This window comes from Pseudooceanicola nanhaiensis, from assembly GCF_020171315.1.
GTDB lineage: Bacteria > Pseudomonadota > Alphaproteobacteria > Rhodobacterales > Rhodobacteraceae > Pseudooceanicola > Pseudooceanicola nanhaiensis_A.
This window is the reverse complement of the sequence record NZ_JAIUZP010000014.1, coordinates 21,678-34,465: the sequence shown is the minus strand read 5'-3', so window position 1 is coordinate 34,465 and position 12,788 is coordinate 21,678. Positions and strand designations below refer to the sequence as shown.

At 64.6% G+C, this 12,788-nt stretch carries 15 protein-coding genes; 6 read left to right on the top strand and 9 right to left on the bottom strand.

Going from position 1 to position 12,788, the window contains the following annotated elements; genetic code table 11:
- Window positions 1-42: 42 nt before the first annotated feature.
- From fliF to LCM32_RS19865, 5 genes are all read left to right on the top strand, one after another.
- On the top strand, window positions 43-1,764 hold the full coding sequence (gene fliF, locus LCM32_RS19885; protein ID WP_224822838.1) for a flagellar basal-body MS-ring/collar protein FliF: 1,722 nt from the start codon (window positions 43-45) through the stop codon (window positions 1,762-1,764).
- Window positions 1,765-1,767: 3 nt separating this feature from the next.
- Complete coding sequence (locus tag LCM32_RS19880; protein ID WP_224822837.1) at window positions 1,768-2,442, top strand: FliH/SctL family protein; 675 nt, start codon at window positions 1,768-1,770, stop codon at window positions 2,440-2,442.
- Window positions 2,443-2,524: 82 nt separating this feature from the next.
- Complete coding sequence (gene fliN, locus LCM32_RS19875) at window positions 2,525-2,812, top strand: flagellar motor switch protein FliN (protein ID WP_224822881.1); 288 nt, start codon at window positions 2,525-2,527, stop codon at window positions 2,810-2,812.
- Window positions 2,813-2,816: 4 nt separating this feature from the next.
- Window positions 2,817-3,635: a flagellar type III secretion system pore protein FliP gene (gene fliP, locus LCM32_RS19870; RefSeq protein ID WP_224822836.1), complete on the top strand. Its 819-nt coding sequence runs from the start codon at window positions 2,817-2,819 to the stop codon at window positions 3,633-3,635.
- A 12-nt stretch (window positions 3,636-3,647) separates the two neighbouring features.
- Window positions 3,648-4,712 carry a flagellar motor switch protein FliG gene (locus LCM32_RS19865; protein ID WP_224822835.1) on the top strand — a complete coding sequence of 355 codons (1,065 nt, stop codon included), beginning with the start codon at window positions 3,648-3,650 and terminating at the stop codon, window positions 4,710-4,712.
- A gap of 17 nt (window positions 4,713-4,729) precedes the next feature.
- On the opposite strand, the gene LCM32_RS19860 is transcribed toward LCM32_RS19865, so the two are convergent.
- The 7 genes from LCM32_RS19860 to LCM32_RS19830 form a co-directional block, all read right to left on the bottom strand.
- On the bottom strand, window positions 4,730-5,554 hold the full coding sequence (locus LCM32_RS19860) for a DUF1217 domain-containing protein (protein WP_224822834.1): 825 nt from the start codon (window positions 5,552-5,554) through the stop codon (window positions 4,730-4,732).
- Entirely contained in the window at window positions 5,551-6,036 is a 486-nt protein-coding gene (locus tag LCM32_RS19855) for a flagellar biosynthesis repressor FlbT (protein WP_224822833.1), read from the bottom strand. Before LCM32_RS19855 ends, LCM32_RS19860 begins: the two co-directional genes overlap by 4 nt.
- A 4-nt stretch (window positions 6,037-6,040) precedes the next feature.
- Entirely contained in the window at window positions 6,041-6,439 is a 399-nt protein-coding gene (locus LCM32_RS19850; RefSeq protein ID WP_224822832.1) for a flagellar biosynthesis regulator FlaF, read from the bottom strand.
- A 117-nt stretch (window positions 6,440-6,556) separates the two neighbouring features.
- Window positions 6,557-7,393 (bottom strand): flagellin, encoded by an 837-nt coding sequence (locus LCM32_RS19845; protein ID WP_224822831.1) that lies wholly within the window; start codon window positions 7,391-7,393, stop codon window positions 6,557-6,559.
- A 106-nt stretch (window positions 7,394-7,499) separates the two neighbouring features.
- Window positions 7,500-7,898, bottom strand: coding sequence for a hypothetical protein (locus tag LCM32_RS19840; protein ID WP_224822830.1), 399 nt, complete (start codon window positions 7,896-7,898; stop codon window positions 7,500-7,502).
- Window positions 7,895-8,224 (bottom strand): rod-binding protein, encoded by a 330-nt coding sequence (locus tag LCM32_RS19835; RefSeq protein ID WP_224822829.1) that lies wholly within the window; start codon window positions 8,222-8,224, stop codon window positions 7,895-7,897. Before LCM32_RS19835 ends, LCM32_RS19840 begins: the two co-directional genes overlap by 4 nt.
- Entirely contained in the window at window positions 8,224-9,291 is a 1,068-nt protein-coding gene (locus tag LCM32_RS19830) for a flagellar basal body P-ring protein FlgI (RefSeq protein ID WP_263618258.1), read from the bottom strand. Before LCM32_RS19830 ends, LCM32_RS19835 begins: the two co-directional genes overlap by 1 nt.
- 226 nt (window positions 9,292-9,517) lie before the next feature.
- Between LCM32_RS19830 and LCM32_RS19825 the strand changes: the two genes are divergently transcribed.
- Window positions 9,518-10,264 (top strand): response regulator transcription factor, encoded by a 747-nt coding sequence (locus tag LCM32_RS19825; RefSeq protein WP_224822827.1) that lies wholly within the window; start codon window positions 9,518-9,520, stop codon window positions 10,262-10,264.
- A 10-nt stretch (window positions 10,265-10,274) separates the two neighbouring features.
- On the opposite strand, the gene LCM32_RS19820 is transcribed toward LCM32_RS19825, so the two are convergent.
- Window positions 10,275-11,354, bottom strand: coding sequence for a flagellin (locus tag LCM32_RS19820; RefSeq protein ID WP_224822826.1), 1,080 nt, complete (start codon window positions 11,352-11,354; stop codon window positions 10,275-10,277).
- Window positions 11,355-11,371: 17 nt separating this feature from the next.
- Window positions 11,372-12,787: a flagellar hook-associated protein FlgK gene (gene flgK / locus LCM32_RS19815; RefSeq protein WP_224822825.1), complete on the bottom strand. Its 1,416-nt coding sequence runs from the start codon at window positions 12,785-12,787 to the stop codon at window positions 11,372-11,374.
- Between the last annotated feature and the right edge of the window lies 1 nt (window position 12,788).

Genomic DNA, 12,788 nt, shown 5'->3' with positions numbered 1-12,788 from the left:
TTAAATCCGAGTAAAGGCAGCTATCTGCGCCGGGGGTAGGGTTTGGGACCGTTTATCGACAATCTGCTGTCGCTTGGACGTGGGCGTCTGATCGCACTTGGTGCGACGGGCGTCGGCATCGTTTTCGCGCTGCTCTTTGGTCTGAACATGGTGATGCGGCCGGAATACGTGCCGCTCTACAGCAACCTGTCCCCTGCTGCGGCCAGCCGCCTGATCGACGCGCTGGAAGGCGCGGGCTTCAAGGTGGAGCTGGAGGCGGCCGGTTCGACTGTTTCTGTGCCCCGCGAAGACATCCCGCGCGCCCGAATGGCCCTTGCAGAACAAGGGCTTCTGGATGAAGGCACGCCCGGCTGGGAGATCTTCGACCAGTCCTCCGGCCTGGGGATGAACACCTTCATGCAGCGGGTGAATCGCCTGCGCGCCATGGAGGGCGAGCTGGCCCGCTCGATCCAGACCATCGACGGCATTGCCGCGGCGCGGGTGCACTTGGTGCTGCCCGAGCGCGAGGCGTTTTCGCGCGAGACGGCGGAGCCCTCTGCCTCGGTCATCGTGCGCGGCGCGGGCAGCGCCGAGATCGGTCGCCGCGAAGGTCAATCGATTCGCGCTCTGGTTGCGTCGGCCGTGCCGGGCCTGGCGCCGGGCCGCGTGACCGTCCTGTCGGCGAGCGGCGAGACTATCCTTGCCGAAGATGGCGACAGCACGGCGGAGGTGACGCTTCAGAGCGTGCGGACCGCCATCGAAGAGCGCATGTCGCGCAACATCCAGTCGATCCTGACCGCGCGGGTCGGGGCGGGCAATGCGCGGGTCAACGTGAACGTGGACCTGACCACCGAGCGTCAGGTGATCCGCCAGCAGAGCTATGACCCCTCGCAGCGGGTTGTCCGCTCGACCGAGACCCGCGAAGAGAACACCGAGGATACCCGCAACGCGCAGGGCGAGGTCGGCGTTCTCGACAACCTGCCGGGCGGGCTGCAGAACGGCCCCGGCGGCCAGCCGCAGAACAGCAACTCCAGCGCCTCGACGAACGAGATCGTCAACTACGAGATCGGCAACACGTCGAGCGAGGTGGTCCGCGAGCCGGGCGACATCAACCGGATCTCCGTCGCGGTCCTGGTCAACGGCATCTACAACGTCGCCGATGACGGCACGGTCGCCTACGAGGAGCGCAGCGCGGACGAACTGGAGCGGCTGACCCAGCTGGTGCAATCGGCGGTCGGCTTCGACAATGCGCGCGGCGATACGGTGCAGGTCGATAGCCTGCGGTTCATGGATTACTCGATGGATGTGGGCGAGCCGGTCGGCCAGTCCATCGGCCAGGTGCTGACCGACAACCTGATGTCGATCCTGCGCGGTCTCTTTGCCCTTGGGGTCGTGGCAGCGGTGATGGCCTTCGGCGTGATGCCCCTGCTGCGGCGCATGACCAGCGAAGGCGGCGACATGCCCGCACTTGCCGGGGCGGCCGCGGGCGGCGGTGCCCTTGCGCTTGCCGGGGGCGAGGCGGGGGCCCTTGCCGATCCGGCGGCCCTGCCCGCAGCCCAGCGTCCGAACGCGCCGGCCCTGTCGGGCCCGGCCCCGACCGCGGGCGGCGGGGCGCATACCGGCACGATTCTCGGCCCCGACGACATGGACGGCGAAGTCGTCCAGCTGGGCCCGGTCAGCGGTGGCATCAAGAAGGGCTGGATCGAGAGCGTGGGTGTCCTGGTCGAGAACGAACCGGATGAATCCCTGCGGGTCATTCAGTCCTGGCTGGCGGAGGAGCTCTGACCCATGCGCTTCGCCTTCGAGCGGGACTTCGACCTTGAACGTGCGATGGAGGCAAAGCGCGCGGCCCGGGCCGCGCTTGCCACGTTCACGGAGGCCGAGTTGCGTCAGGCGGAAGCCGAGGCGCGCGCCGAAGGCTATGCGGATGGCCGGATCGCGGGCCGGGCCGAGGCCTCTTCGGCAGCCGACCTTGCCGATGTGCGGGCGCAGATGGAGGCGGTGAACCAGATCGTGCCCCGCCTCGACGTGCTGCTGAAGGAAGCCGACAAGCACCGCGCCGACCTGGAGAGCCAGGTGCTGGACTTCACGCTGTCGGTCTTCGAGAAGGTCGCGCCCGAGGCGATGCGCACGCTGTCCCTGCCCCGCGTCCGCGCCGAGGTGAAACAGGCCATCGGCATGGCGCTTGGCGCCGCCGGTCTGCGGATCGTGCTGCCCAAGGCCTCGCTCGACCTGATCGGCGAGGACCTGTCGAAGGCGGTGCACGAGATCGGCTATGCCGGGCGCGTCGAATTTTCCTACGACCCGGCGCTCGGTGCCGGGGATGCCCGTGTCGAATGGGACAACGGCTTCATGGATTTCTCCTTCAACGCGGTCTGCGACCGCATTCACGATGCGCTGAAGGCGGCGGCAGATGCCGCCCTCGCGCGGACCTCATCAGAGCGGAGTGACGCACATGGCTGAGAAAGACGAACCGGCAGGCCCCGGCAAGGACGAGGTCTTTCCGCAGGTGGACGAAAGCGGCGAGACGCTGGCCATCGAGGACATGATCGACCCGGACAAGCGCGACAGCGGCAAGGGCCGCAACATCGACGCGATGTTCAACGTCGGGCTGAACGTGCAGATCGTGCTGGGCCACAGCCGGATGCCGATCTCGCAGCTGCTGAAGCTGTCGCGCGGATCGGTCATCGAGCTGGACAAGAAGATCGGCGAGCCGGTGGACGTGGTGATCAACGACCGCCTCGTGGCGCGCGGCGATCTGGTGAAGCTGTCGGGCGATCGGCTGGGCGTGTCTCTGACCGAGATCGTCAAGGACTACATCTCGGACAAGTGAGCCGATGCTGCGCCGCCCCCTGCCCCTCTGCCTGACCCTGCTGGCCGCGCTTGCGCTGTGGCCCGGTCTGGCACATGCGCAGGACGGCGGTCTGCTGGGCGCGATTTCCGAGACGTTGAGCCAGGCACAGCCGGGCACGGACGAGACGGCGACCCTGTCGGGGCGGATCATCCAGCTGATCGCGCTGATGACGGTGCTGTCCATCGCGCCGGGTCTGCTGGTGGTGATGACGAGCTTTACCCGCTTCATCATCGTCTTTTCCATGCTGCGTACCGCGCTTGGCCTGAACCAGACGCCACCGAACATGGTGCTGTCGGCGATGGCGCTGTTCATGACCTTCTATGTCATGCAGCCGGTGTTCAACGACGCCTACGAACAGGGCATCCAGCCTCTGATGGAGAATTCCATCACCGAGGAACAGGCCATCGGGCGGATCGGCGATCCGTTCAAGCGGTTCATGTATGCCAACACGCGCGACAAGGACCTGCTGCTGTTCATGGACATCGCCGCGCGGTCGGATGAGAGCGACGTGGTGCCCCAGCTGCCCGAAAGCGTGGACGAGGTCGGCTGGCGGGAACTGGTGCCGGCCTTCATGATGTCGGAGTTGCGGCGGGCCTTTTCGATCGGGTTCCTGATCTACCTGCCCTTCGTGGCGCTGGACCTGATCGTGGCCTCGGTGCTCATGTCGGCGGGCATGATGATGCTGCCGCCGGTCATGATCTCGCTGCCGTTCAAGGTGATTTTCTTTGTGCTGATCGACGGCTGGTACATGCTGGCCGGGTCGTTGATGGAAGGATACCTGCCCATGACGGGCGGGGGCTGAGGAGTAGGGACGATGAAAGCGACGACGATGACCAAGACCTCCGTCCCCGGCCGCGTAGCGGATGCGGGCCTGCGGCGGCGCAAGCTGAAGGGCCCCGAGAAGGCGGCGATCCTGTTCCTCTGCCTGGGCGAGAAGCGCGGCTCGGACCTGATGCAGAAGCTCGACGAGGTCGATATCCAGAAGCTGACCCGCGCCATGTCGGGCCTCGGCTCCGTCTCGGCGCCGCAGGTCGAGGAGGTGATGACCGAATTCACCGAGAGCATCACCAACGGCAGCGGTGTCGTCGGCTCCTTCGCCATCGCCGAAAGCATGCTGCGCAACCTGCTGCCGACCGATCAGGCCGACGCGATCCTCAAGGACATCCGTGGCCCGCTGAAGGAACGCGATCTCTGGGCGCGGTTCAGCGCGCTGAACGAGAACGTCATCGCCAACTACCTGAAGGGCGAGCACGAGCAGACCGCCGCGGCGATCCTGTCCAACGTGAAATCCGACGTGGCCGCCAAGGTGCTGCCGCTGCTGGGGGTCGAGCGGATGGAAGGCATCATCGAGCGGATGATCAAGATGGAAGCGGTGCCGCATCACATGATGCAGCAGCTGGAAGAGGCGCTGACCACCGACATCGCGGCGGCCTCGTCGCAGCCGACGGCCTCGGAGCTTCAGCAGCGTATGGCGGATCTGTTCAACAAGCTGGACCGCGACGCCTTCGACCGGATCGCACCGGGGCTGGAAGAGCGCGCCGCCGACATGTTCAACGCGATCAAGCAGAAGATGTTCACCTTCGACGATCTGGTGAAGCTGGACGCGATGGGGCTGGCCCGCGTGATGCGCGGCGTGCCGGGCAACACGCTGCCGATGGCGCTGCGCGGCGCGTCGAAGGAGGTGCGCGATCACTTCCTCAACGTGCTGCCGGGCCGGTCGCGCGACATGCTGCTGGACGAGATGAACTCGATGGGGCCGGTGCGTGGCCGGGACGTGCGCGAGGCGCAGACCGCGATGGTGGATTATGCCAAGGAACTGGCCGACGAAGAGGTCATCCGCCTGCCGATGGACGACGAAGAGGACGAGCTGATCGCCTGATCAGCCGTCCCGCCGCGTCATTCGTAGCCGGTCGAGGGGTAGATCACCGACATGTCGATGGTGATCGGCACGAACTGACCGTCCGAGGACAAAGCACTCACCGCGCTCGACATCAGGGTGACGGCGGCGCTGTTCGCGGTGGCGGTCCCGTCCTGCGCGTCCTTGATGATCGCGTAGCGGCGGAGCAGCTTTTCCAGCTCTTCCGGGTCCTGCAGATCCTCGAGATCGAACTTTTCTTCAAGGATTTCAGCCTGTTTGTCCACGTCGAGCGCGGACATGTCCGAGGGAAGGTTCAGGACCGTATAGATGAAGTCCGTCAGGTTCTCGTCGGCCAGCAGGTCGTAGTAGCTCTCAATCCCTTCCGCCTTGTTGCGGACCTCCAGCACCGTGCCCAGGGTCTCGTTCTGGTCGGCGTATTCGTTGGAGTAGATCTGTTCGATATACTGATCGACCATGGCCTGCTGCCACTCGGGGTCGATCGTGTTGGTGGTCACCGTGCCGCCTTCGGAGAAGCCCATGGCCTCGTAAAGCGCGGTGAACCGGCTGTCGGTCAGCTTGTTGACGAGAGCGTCGTCGTCTTCCTCGTCACCTGAGAGGATCTTCTTCACCATCGCCTTGCCGAAGATCTCGTCCTCGAGGTCGTAGGCCTTCATGACGAAGGAATAGACCTCGTAGTTGTCCACGAGGTCATCCACGGTCTCGATGCTGCTGACCTGTTCCAGGAAGGAGGCAATCGCCCGGGAGTGCTGGCCGGTCGTGGTCAGCACTTCCTTTTGGGACTCCTCTGTCGCATCGGCGAGGATCAGGGCGTTGTACGTGCTCATCCCGGTGACGGAAATCATGACGTGGTCTCTTCCGCGGCAATGGTCAGGGCGGCCTCGGCCTCTTTCTGGTCCGCGCCGCGTTCCGGCGGGGCGGCCTTGGCGCGTTCCGCCGAGGCGAGGTGGTTCAGAAGTTCTTCTTCGTAGCGCAGGACGGGGCGCAGGGCGCGCATCGCCTTGTAGTAGTCCATCTTCGACACCTCGTTGGCGGCCTCGAAGATATTGCTCACGTTCGGCGGCCCGAAGACGGTGGCGAGCGCGGCAAGCTGTTTCTGGATCGCGGGGACCAGCTTTTCGCGCAGGTCGGCGCGGATCAGGGCCGTCTGGATCAGGAAGTAGGCCTTGCGGACAGGGGTCGACGCGGCGTCCCCGTCCAAAAGGTCATGCTGCCGGACCACATCGGCATGGGTCTCGATCACGATGGAATGCCGGCGCCCCGAGTTCCGGATGGAGCAGCCGTTGACGATGACCCGTTCGTAAGGTTTCAGCGTCAGCTTCAGCACTGGATCAGCCCCTCGGCCCGGGGGCCTCGCCGGCGAGGCCGGCCACGATGTGACGGTTCACGGTGGCGAGGTCCCCAACCCCGGCGCCGCCGCCCATCACGACAGAGGTCTGCCGCTCGACCCAGAGTGCCAGCGACAGCAGGGTCGCGCGCAGCTCGGCCGGCAGGGCATTGCCCGGCGAGGCGAGGTCGTTTTTCAGGGCAGTCCACATTTTCTGGTTATCAGTCAGGACCTTGTGCAGACCATCATGCAGCAGTTGCAGGCGGCCGGCGCGGTCTTCGGCACCGTCGTAGGCTACAGCGTAATTTTCCAGCTGGCCGGTCAGGCGCGCAAGAATGCGACGTTCGATCTGGCGGGGGGATTCCGACTCCCGGATCGTACGTTTGTAGGCGGCTATACTCATTTTCTGTCCTCAACCCCCGGAAATTCTTCCGGGCCCTTTGACTTGCGGTCCTCTGCCGGGACCTTGCGGGAGAGAACGGGGCCCGGAGGCCCCGTTCGAATTCCAGCCTACCAGTTTTTACTGGAAGAGGCTCAGAATATTTTGAGGCGCAGAGTTTGCGATGGAGAGCGACTGCGTGGCCAGCTGTTGCTGGACCTGCAGCGCTTGCAGGCGCGCTGCTTCGCTTTCCATGTCTGCGTCCACCATCGAACCGACACCGCTGTCGATGACGTTGGTCAGCTCGCCGAGGAAGTCTTTTTGGGTCTCGATCGAGTTTTCCGCGATGCCGAGAGCCGTTGCGGCGCCGATTGCGGCGTCGAGAGCGGATTCAGCGGCCTGCAGGGCGGCTTCCTGAAGAGCTGCGGTCGAAGCAGAGGTCAGGTCGATCGCCGACAGAGCGGAGAGGATCGCGCCCAGGTCTTGCTCCTGGAACGAGATGGTGGTGGTGGTGATGGAACCGGCCGCAGAGCGGCTGATGCCGGTGACAACGGTCACGGTGCCGGTGCTGTCCACGAGGCTGGTGCCGTTGAAGGTGGCCTGGCTGATCGTGGTGGTGATCCGCTCGACCAGTGCATCCAGTTCGTCCTGAACGTCTGCACGGACTTCGTCGGTGCCGCCCTGCGCGAACGCAACGCGTTCTGCGAAGTCGCTGGCCAGATCATTCACGGTCTCGGCGCCCAGGCGGGCGGTCGAAACGGCGTTCATGGTCGAGGTCAGTGCTTCGTCGATCGCCGAGTACATCGACGAGTCGCCCTTCATCGTCTCGGAGATCGAGAAGTATGCGGCGTTGTCTTTGCCCGACTGGATCTTCAGGCCGGTGGAAATCCGGTCCTGAGTGCTGTCCAGATCGTTGTTGATCGAGCGCAGAGTGGACAGCGCGTTCATCGCGCTGTTGTTGGTAAGAATGGAAGACATTCTATGCTCCGTTATTCTTATATAGTCGTTATCGTCTTTCTGACGAAAACGGGCCTGCCCGTGACTATGGAATTTGAAGCATAAAGTTAAAAAGTGGTAACGAAATTTAGATGGTCTGGTCGACCTGTGTTGCGGGGGCAACAACTTCTTGGCGAGTTGTTCCCGTGCTGCCGTACAATCCGTTGAGCGATTGTCTCTCACGGAGGCGCGAAAGTTCCTTTGCTATCTCGCCCGTCGCGTGGGTCATACGCTCGAGTATGGCCAAATCGCTGCGGATAAGCTCCTGAACAGCCCGAAGTTTTTCGCGAAGCCGCTCGGCAGAGGTGCCGCTTTCTTGTGCAGCTTTCTCGAGTGCCGGGCTGGCGTCCTGCAGCTTCTGGAGGAGCGCCGACTTTTGCGGAAACAGTTTGTTGACCTCCTCGAGGCGACCGGCGCCGACGGCGGCGATCTCATCCCGGAGCAGCTTGCTCAGCTGGTCGATAATGTCGTGGTTCGCGCGGCTCATGCGGGGTCCTCCTCGGGTTGGCTGCGCCCAGTTGAATATGCGGAAATACTTGCTTGAATGCTTTGTGCGATGCCGGTCCGGCTCTGGCCCGCGATTTGGTCCGCGACGGCCTGCGCCATGAAGGAGCGCCACATCTCGGCCGCCTGCCCGCCGGAGAAGGCGCCGCTGTCGACGCTCTTGAGCATCTCATCCACCGCCTGGCTGAGGAACATCGCCTCGAATTCCCGTGCGGCGCTCTCGGCGTCGCGGATTTCCTTGAGCGACGGGCCGACCTCGGAGGTCTTGCCCTTCGTGACCGTCTGGATGCGGGTCTCGGGAAGCTCCATCAGATGATCTCCAGATCTGCGTGCAGGGCCCCGGCGGCCTTGATCGCCTGCAGGATCGAGATCGTCTGCGTCGCGGTTACGCCGATGGCGTTCAGCCCGTCGACCAGTCGTTGCAGGCTGACATCGCCATCGAGGATGGTGAAGCTGGCAGGCTGCTGTTCGACGCCCACGGTGGTCTGGGGTACGACGACGGTATTGCCGCCGATGGTGATCGGCTCGGGCTGGCTGACTTCGAGGTCCTCGCGCACCATGACGGTCAGCCCGCCCTGCGAGACGGCGACCTGGTCGATGCGGACGTTCTGGCCGATGACGATGGTGCCGGAGCGCGCGTCGATCACCACCTTGGCGACACTGTCGGGCTGCACCATGAGGTTTTCCACGTCGGACATCAGCCCGGCCACATCCGTCTTGTCGTAGCCGCTGACCTCGACCGTGGTGGGATCAAGCGCGGTGGCGGAGTTCGGCCCGAGCGCATCGTTGATCGCATCGGCGACCCGCTGCGCGGTGGTGAAATCCGGGGTCCGCAGGGCGATGCGGATGCTCTTCATGCTGGCGAGCTTGAAGTCGATCTCGTTCTCGACCGTGGCGCCGTTCTCGATCCGGGCGACGGTGGGCACGCCTTCGACGATGGAGGCGTTGATGCCCTGCGCGGCATAACCGGCCACCGCGATCGGCCCCTGCGCCACGGCATAGACTTCGCCGTCGGCGCCCGACAGCGGCGTCACGATCAGCGTGCCGCCGCGCAGCGAGGTGGCATCGCCGAGCGAGGAGACGACCACATCGATGGTGGAGCCGCGCCGCGCGAAGGGCGGCAGCATGGCGGTGACCATCACGGCGGCGGTGTTGGCCGTCTTGATGTTGTCCTCGCTCAGGTTGCCGACGCCGAGGCGTTCCAGCATCCCCTCGATGCTCTTCTGGGTGAAGGGGCTGTTGCGCAGGCTGTCGCCGGTGCCGTTGAGGCCGACGACGAGGCCATAGCCCACCAGTTGGTTTTCACGCACGCCTTCGAAGGTCGCGATGTCCTTGATCCGGACCTGCGCACCGGCGGACACGGGGGCAAGCGCCATGGCAAGGGCGGCAAGCAGGGTCGACACTTTGGCGGTGATGCGGTGCACGCGGAAATCCCGAAAGGAATAAGAGGCCTGTTCTTGCTGATTAAACACCGAAAACACCAGTTTGCTCAAGTATAGATTTATACATGCGAAGAATATTGCTCACTATGCTTGACGGAGCATGAATATTTTTACAAGATAAGCAGGATAACAGCCCGAGTGCGGGCAGATCGGGGACGCGATGCATCTGTATCTCTACGAACCGCGGCTGGAACGCCGCCAGGGTTTGATAGACGAGCTGAATTCAGCGCGGATTCACCCGGTGACCATCGGGGCCGAATTCTTCCGGGGCGATCTGGCCATGCTGAGCCGGGAGGGCCATGAAGCGCGCCCCTTCCTGCTGGCAGACCTGCCCGACACCCCCGAAATCGTCGCGCGGATGCGCGCGGCAGGCGCCCGCAACCCGGTGCTCGTGCTGCGCGATTTCCGCAATTCCCGCGCGGCGGCCAAGATGCTGGACCTTGGCGCGGACGATGACCTTGTCGTGCCGCTGAAGTCGATCGAACTGCGCTCGCGGATCAACTCGATCACCCGGCGCAGCCACGGCCACGCGGCCGAGAGCGTGACCATCGGGGAAGTGACCGCCTATTTCGACGGGCGTGACCCGGAGGTGGCCGGTCAGCGGATCAAGCTGTCGCGCCGCGAACATGCGATCTTCCAGCAGCTGGCGCTGAACGCCTGCAAGGTGATCTCCAAGGCGGCGATCTACGATGCGGTCTACGGGATGGCGGACGAACAGCCTTTCGACAAGGTGATCGACGTCTACATCTGCAAGATCCGCAAGAAGATCGACACCGCCGCGCCCTCGGGGCACCAGTACATCGAGACGGTGCACGGCCGCGGCTACAAGCTGGCGCCCGCGGATGGCGACGAGGGGCTGTCTCTGCCCCCTGCCCTGCCGGCGCTCCAGGAAGCCCGCGCTTCCTGAAGCTCTTTCTTTACATGTAGTTGAGGAAACTCAGCGAGTTCATCAGGGAGGTGACCTGATAGCTCGCCTGAAGCTGCGTCTGCAGGGTCGTCAGACGGGTTGCGGCCTCGTATTCGTCCACGCCCTCGAGGTCGAGAACCTGCGAATTGTAGAGGTCGATCCGCGACTGTTGCACCTCGATCAGGGACTCGACGCGCGCCTGCTGGCCGCCAAGGGCGGTTTCCGTTTCAAGCAGGCCCGAGATGCCGGAGGAAATCAGGTCCACCGCCTTGGTCATCCAGGTATTGTAGGCGTCTTCGTCATCGATCGTGGCCGGATCGGTCGAGGCGATCATGGCGAGGCCCTGCATCAGCTCGGTAAAGGCCGTGTCATTGGCCTGAATGCCGTATTCGACCTCGGTCCCGGTGTCGATCCGGGCGCTGAGCCGGTCATTGGCCGCGCCGCTTTCATCCAGCAGGTCGGTGCCGTTGTAGAAGGTCGTCTCGTAGCCGCTGGTCCCGGCGGAGGCGTCGCTGGAGAAGACCGCATCCAGCTGGGCGATCATCGCTTCGGCCTCGGCCTCGGTGGTGGGGCCGGTGCCGACGATGCCGGCCAGCACGTCGGCGGGCGACAGGCCGGAGGCGTCGTTGACCTCGTCCCAGCCCTGAAGGCTGGTGGCGTTGGTGGTGGTGCCCGAGAAGAGCGCGCTGCCCTGGAAGGTCGTGTTGGTGGTGGCGATCAGCTGGCCGATCGTCGATTGCGCCAGCATCTGAAGCGACTCCACCGTGCTGCCCGGGGCATCGCGGTTGGCAATCGCCACGTCGAGGAATTCCTGCGCGATGTCGCGCATGGTGCCGAGGGCGGTCGCGGTGACTTCCATCCGGTTGGCGAGCAGCGTGTTGCTGTCCACGAAGGCCTCGGCGCTTGCCATCTGGCTGCGCAGGGTCAGCGATTGCGCGGCGCGGGCGCCAAGTTCGCCAAAGACGTTCTGCAGCAGGCCGGTGGTGACTTCGTACTCGGCCTTGGCCAGCTGGTTCGTGAGGTCGCTCACGGTCTGCCGGCGCAGGAGGTTGCTGCCGTAGGTGGATACGGTGTTCGAAATGCTGATCATCAGCCGGACTCCTGCTCTCAGACCGCTTCGAGAAGCGAGTCGATCATCTCTGTCAGCGTGGTCAGAACCTGGGAGTTGGCCGCATAGGCCTGCTGGATCGCGGTCAACTGGATGAGTTCATCGTCCAGGTTGACGCCCTGAATGTTCTGCCTGCTGGTTTCCAGCGTCGTTGCACTGGTGCTCAGAGACTCGAGTTCGCTTTCTGCGCTCGACAGCGTTGTCTGCTGCGACGTCGTCAGGCTGACGACGTAGTCCGTGAGTGTGGCGGTGTCGCCAAGTCCCGCTTCTGCGGAGAAACTCATCTCGCCCTCGAGGAGGTCGATATAGGAATTGATCAGCCCGGCCTCGCCCGCGACGGTGCCTGCCTCGTCGGCGCCGATGCCGTCGCGCAGCCGCCAGAGCGCGCCACCCTCTTCGGGCAGCACGGCGCTGTTGACGGTGATCCGCCCGGCCAGCCCGGTCAGGTCGCTGGCGTCATAGGCAGCGCCCGCATCGGTGAAGAGCCCGGGCTCGCCGGTGGCCAGCGTGTCGTCGAGGGCGGTGAAGCCTTCGATCAGGGCGCGGGCCACTTCGTCGAGCTGGCTCTGGAATTCGGGCAGCGTCGTGTTCTGCAGCGTGAAGAGGCCCGCGATACGGCCCTCGTCGAAGCCACGCTTGCCGGTCTCGCCGGGCGTGATGTCGGTGCCGTTGACGCTGAGCGTGCCGGCGGCCTTGTCGTATTCGAGCGTTTCCGCGCGGTCCCCGCGCAGCAGTTCCGTGCCGCCCGAGGTGCGCAGCGTGATCTGGCCGTCGCTTTCGGTGGTGACGGTGATGTCCATCCGCTCGGACAGGCTGTCGAGGATCTTGTCCTGCTGGTCGAGCAGGCTGGCCCGCCGTTCGGTGTCGCCGCTCTCTTTCTTGAGGGCGGCGTTGAGCGCGGCCAGTTGCTCAAGCTCGGAGTTCGCCTCGCTGACTTCCGAAGTGAGCGAGTCCTGCGTGGTCTCCAGCGAGCTTTCCAGCGTGGAGGACAGGGTGTTCAGCTCTTCGGCAAGCGATTGGGCCGAGGTTACGACGGCCCGCTGGCGCGAGCTGTCGGAGGGATCGGCAGCCAGCAGCACGAGGTTGGACTGAAGCTCGCCCAGCTTGGTGGTGAGCGAGCTGTCGCTGTCGGTGCCGCCGAGCAGGGTGGAGTAGATTTCCAGACCGGAGGAGATCGCCTCCTGCGTGCCCATGGCCGCATATTCGCGGCGCACCATCGCGGTGAGCGTGGTGCTGACGCTGCGGGTGACGCCGGTCACGGCGACATCCCCCAGCGTCGAGGTGGTCATGGTCACACTGCGCGAGGCATAGCCGTCGGTCGTCGCGTTCGCGATGTTGGTCGAGGTGACCTCGGCCCAGGTCGACGTGGCCATGAGGCCGCTGCGGCTGGTTGCGAACGCGTTGGAAATACTCACG

Bases quoted from the DNA above. Each gene is read 5' to 3' on its own strand.
- LCM32_RS19880 (WP_224822837.1), top strand. From the start codon at position 1,768: ATGCGCTTCGCCTTCGAGCGGGACTTCGACCTTGAACGTGCGATGGAG.
- fliN (WP_224822881.1), top strand. From the start codon at position 2,525: ATGATCGACCCGGACAAGCGCGACAGCGGCAAGGGCCGCAACATCGAC.
- fliP (WP_224822836.1), top strand. From the start codon at position 2,817: ATGCTGCGCCGCCCCCTGCCCCTCTGCCTGACCCTGCTGGCCGCGCTT.
- LCM32_RS19865 (WP_224822835.1), top strand. From the start codon at position 3,648: ATGAAAGCGACGACGATGACCAAGACCTCCGTCCCCGGCCGCGTAGCG.
- LCM32_RS19860 (WP_224822834.1), bottom strand. From the start codon at position 5,554: ATGATTTCCGTCACCGGGATGAGCACGTACAACGCCCTGATCCTCGCC.
- LCM32_RS19850 (WP_224822832.1), bottom strand. From the start codon at position 6,439: ATGAGTATAGCCGCCTACAAACGTACGATCCGGGAGTCGGAATCCCCC.
- LCM32_RS19845 (WP_224822831.1), bottom strand. From the start codon at position 7,393: ATGTCTTCCATTCTTACCAACAACAGCGCGATGAACGCGCTGTCCACT.
- LCM32_RS19840 (WP_224822830.1), bottom strand. From the start codon at position 7,898: ATGAGCCGCGCGAACCACGACATTATCGACCAGCTGAGCAAGCTGCTC.
- LCM32_RS19835 (WP_224822829.1), bottom strand. From the start codon at position 8,224: ATGGAGCTTCCCGAGACCCGCATCCAGACGGTCACGAAGGGCAAGACC.
- LCM32_RS19830 (WP_263618258.1), bottom strand. From the start codon at position 9,291: ATGGCGCTTGCCCCCGTGTCCGCCGGTGCGCAGGTCCGGATCAAGGAC.
- LCM32_RS19825 (WP_224822827.1), top strand. From the start codon at position 9,518: ATGCATCTGTATCTCTACGAACCGCGGCTGGAACGCCGCCAGGGTTTG.
- LCM32_RS19820 (WP_224822826.1), bottom strand. From the start codon at position 11,354: ATGATCAGCATTTCGAACACCGTATCCACCTACGGCAGCAACCTCCTG.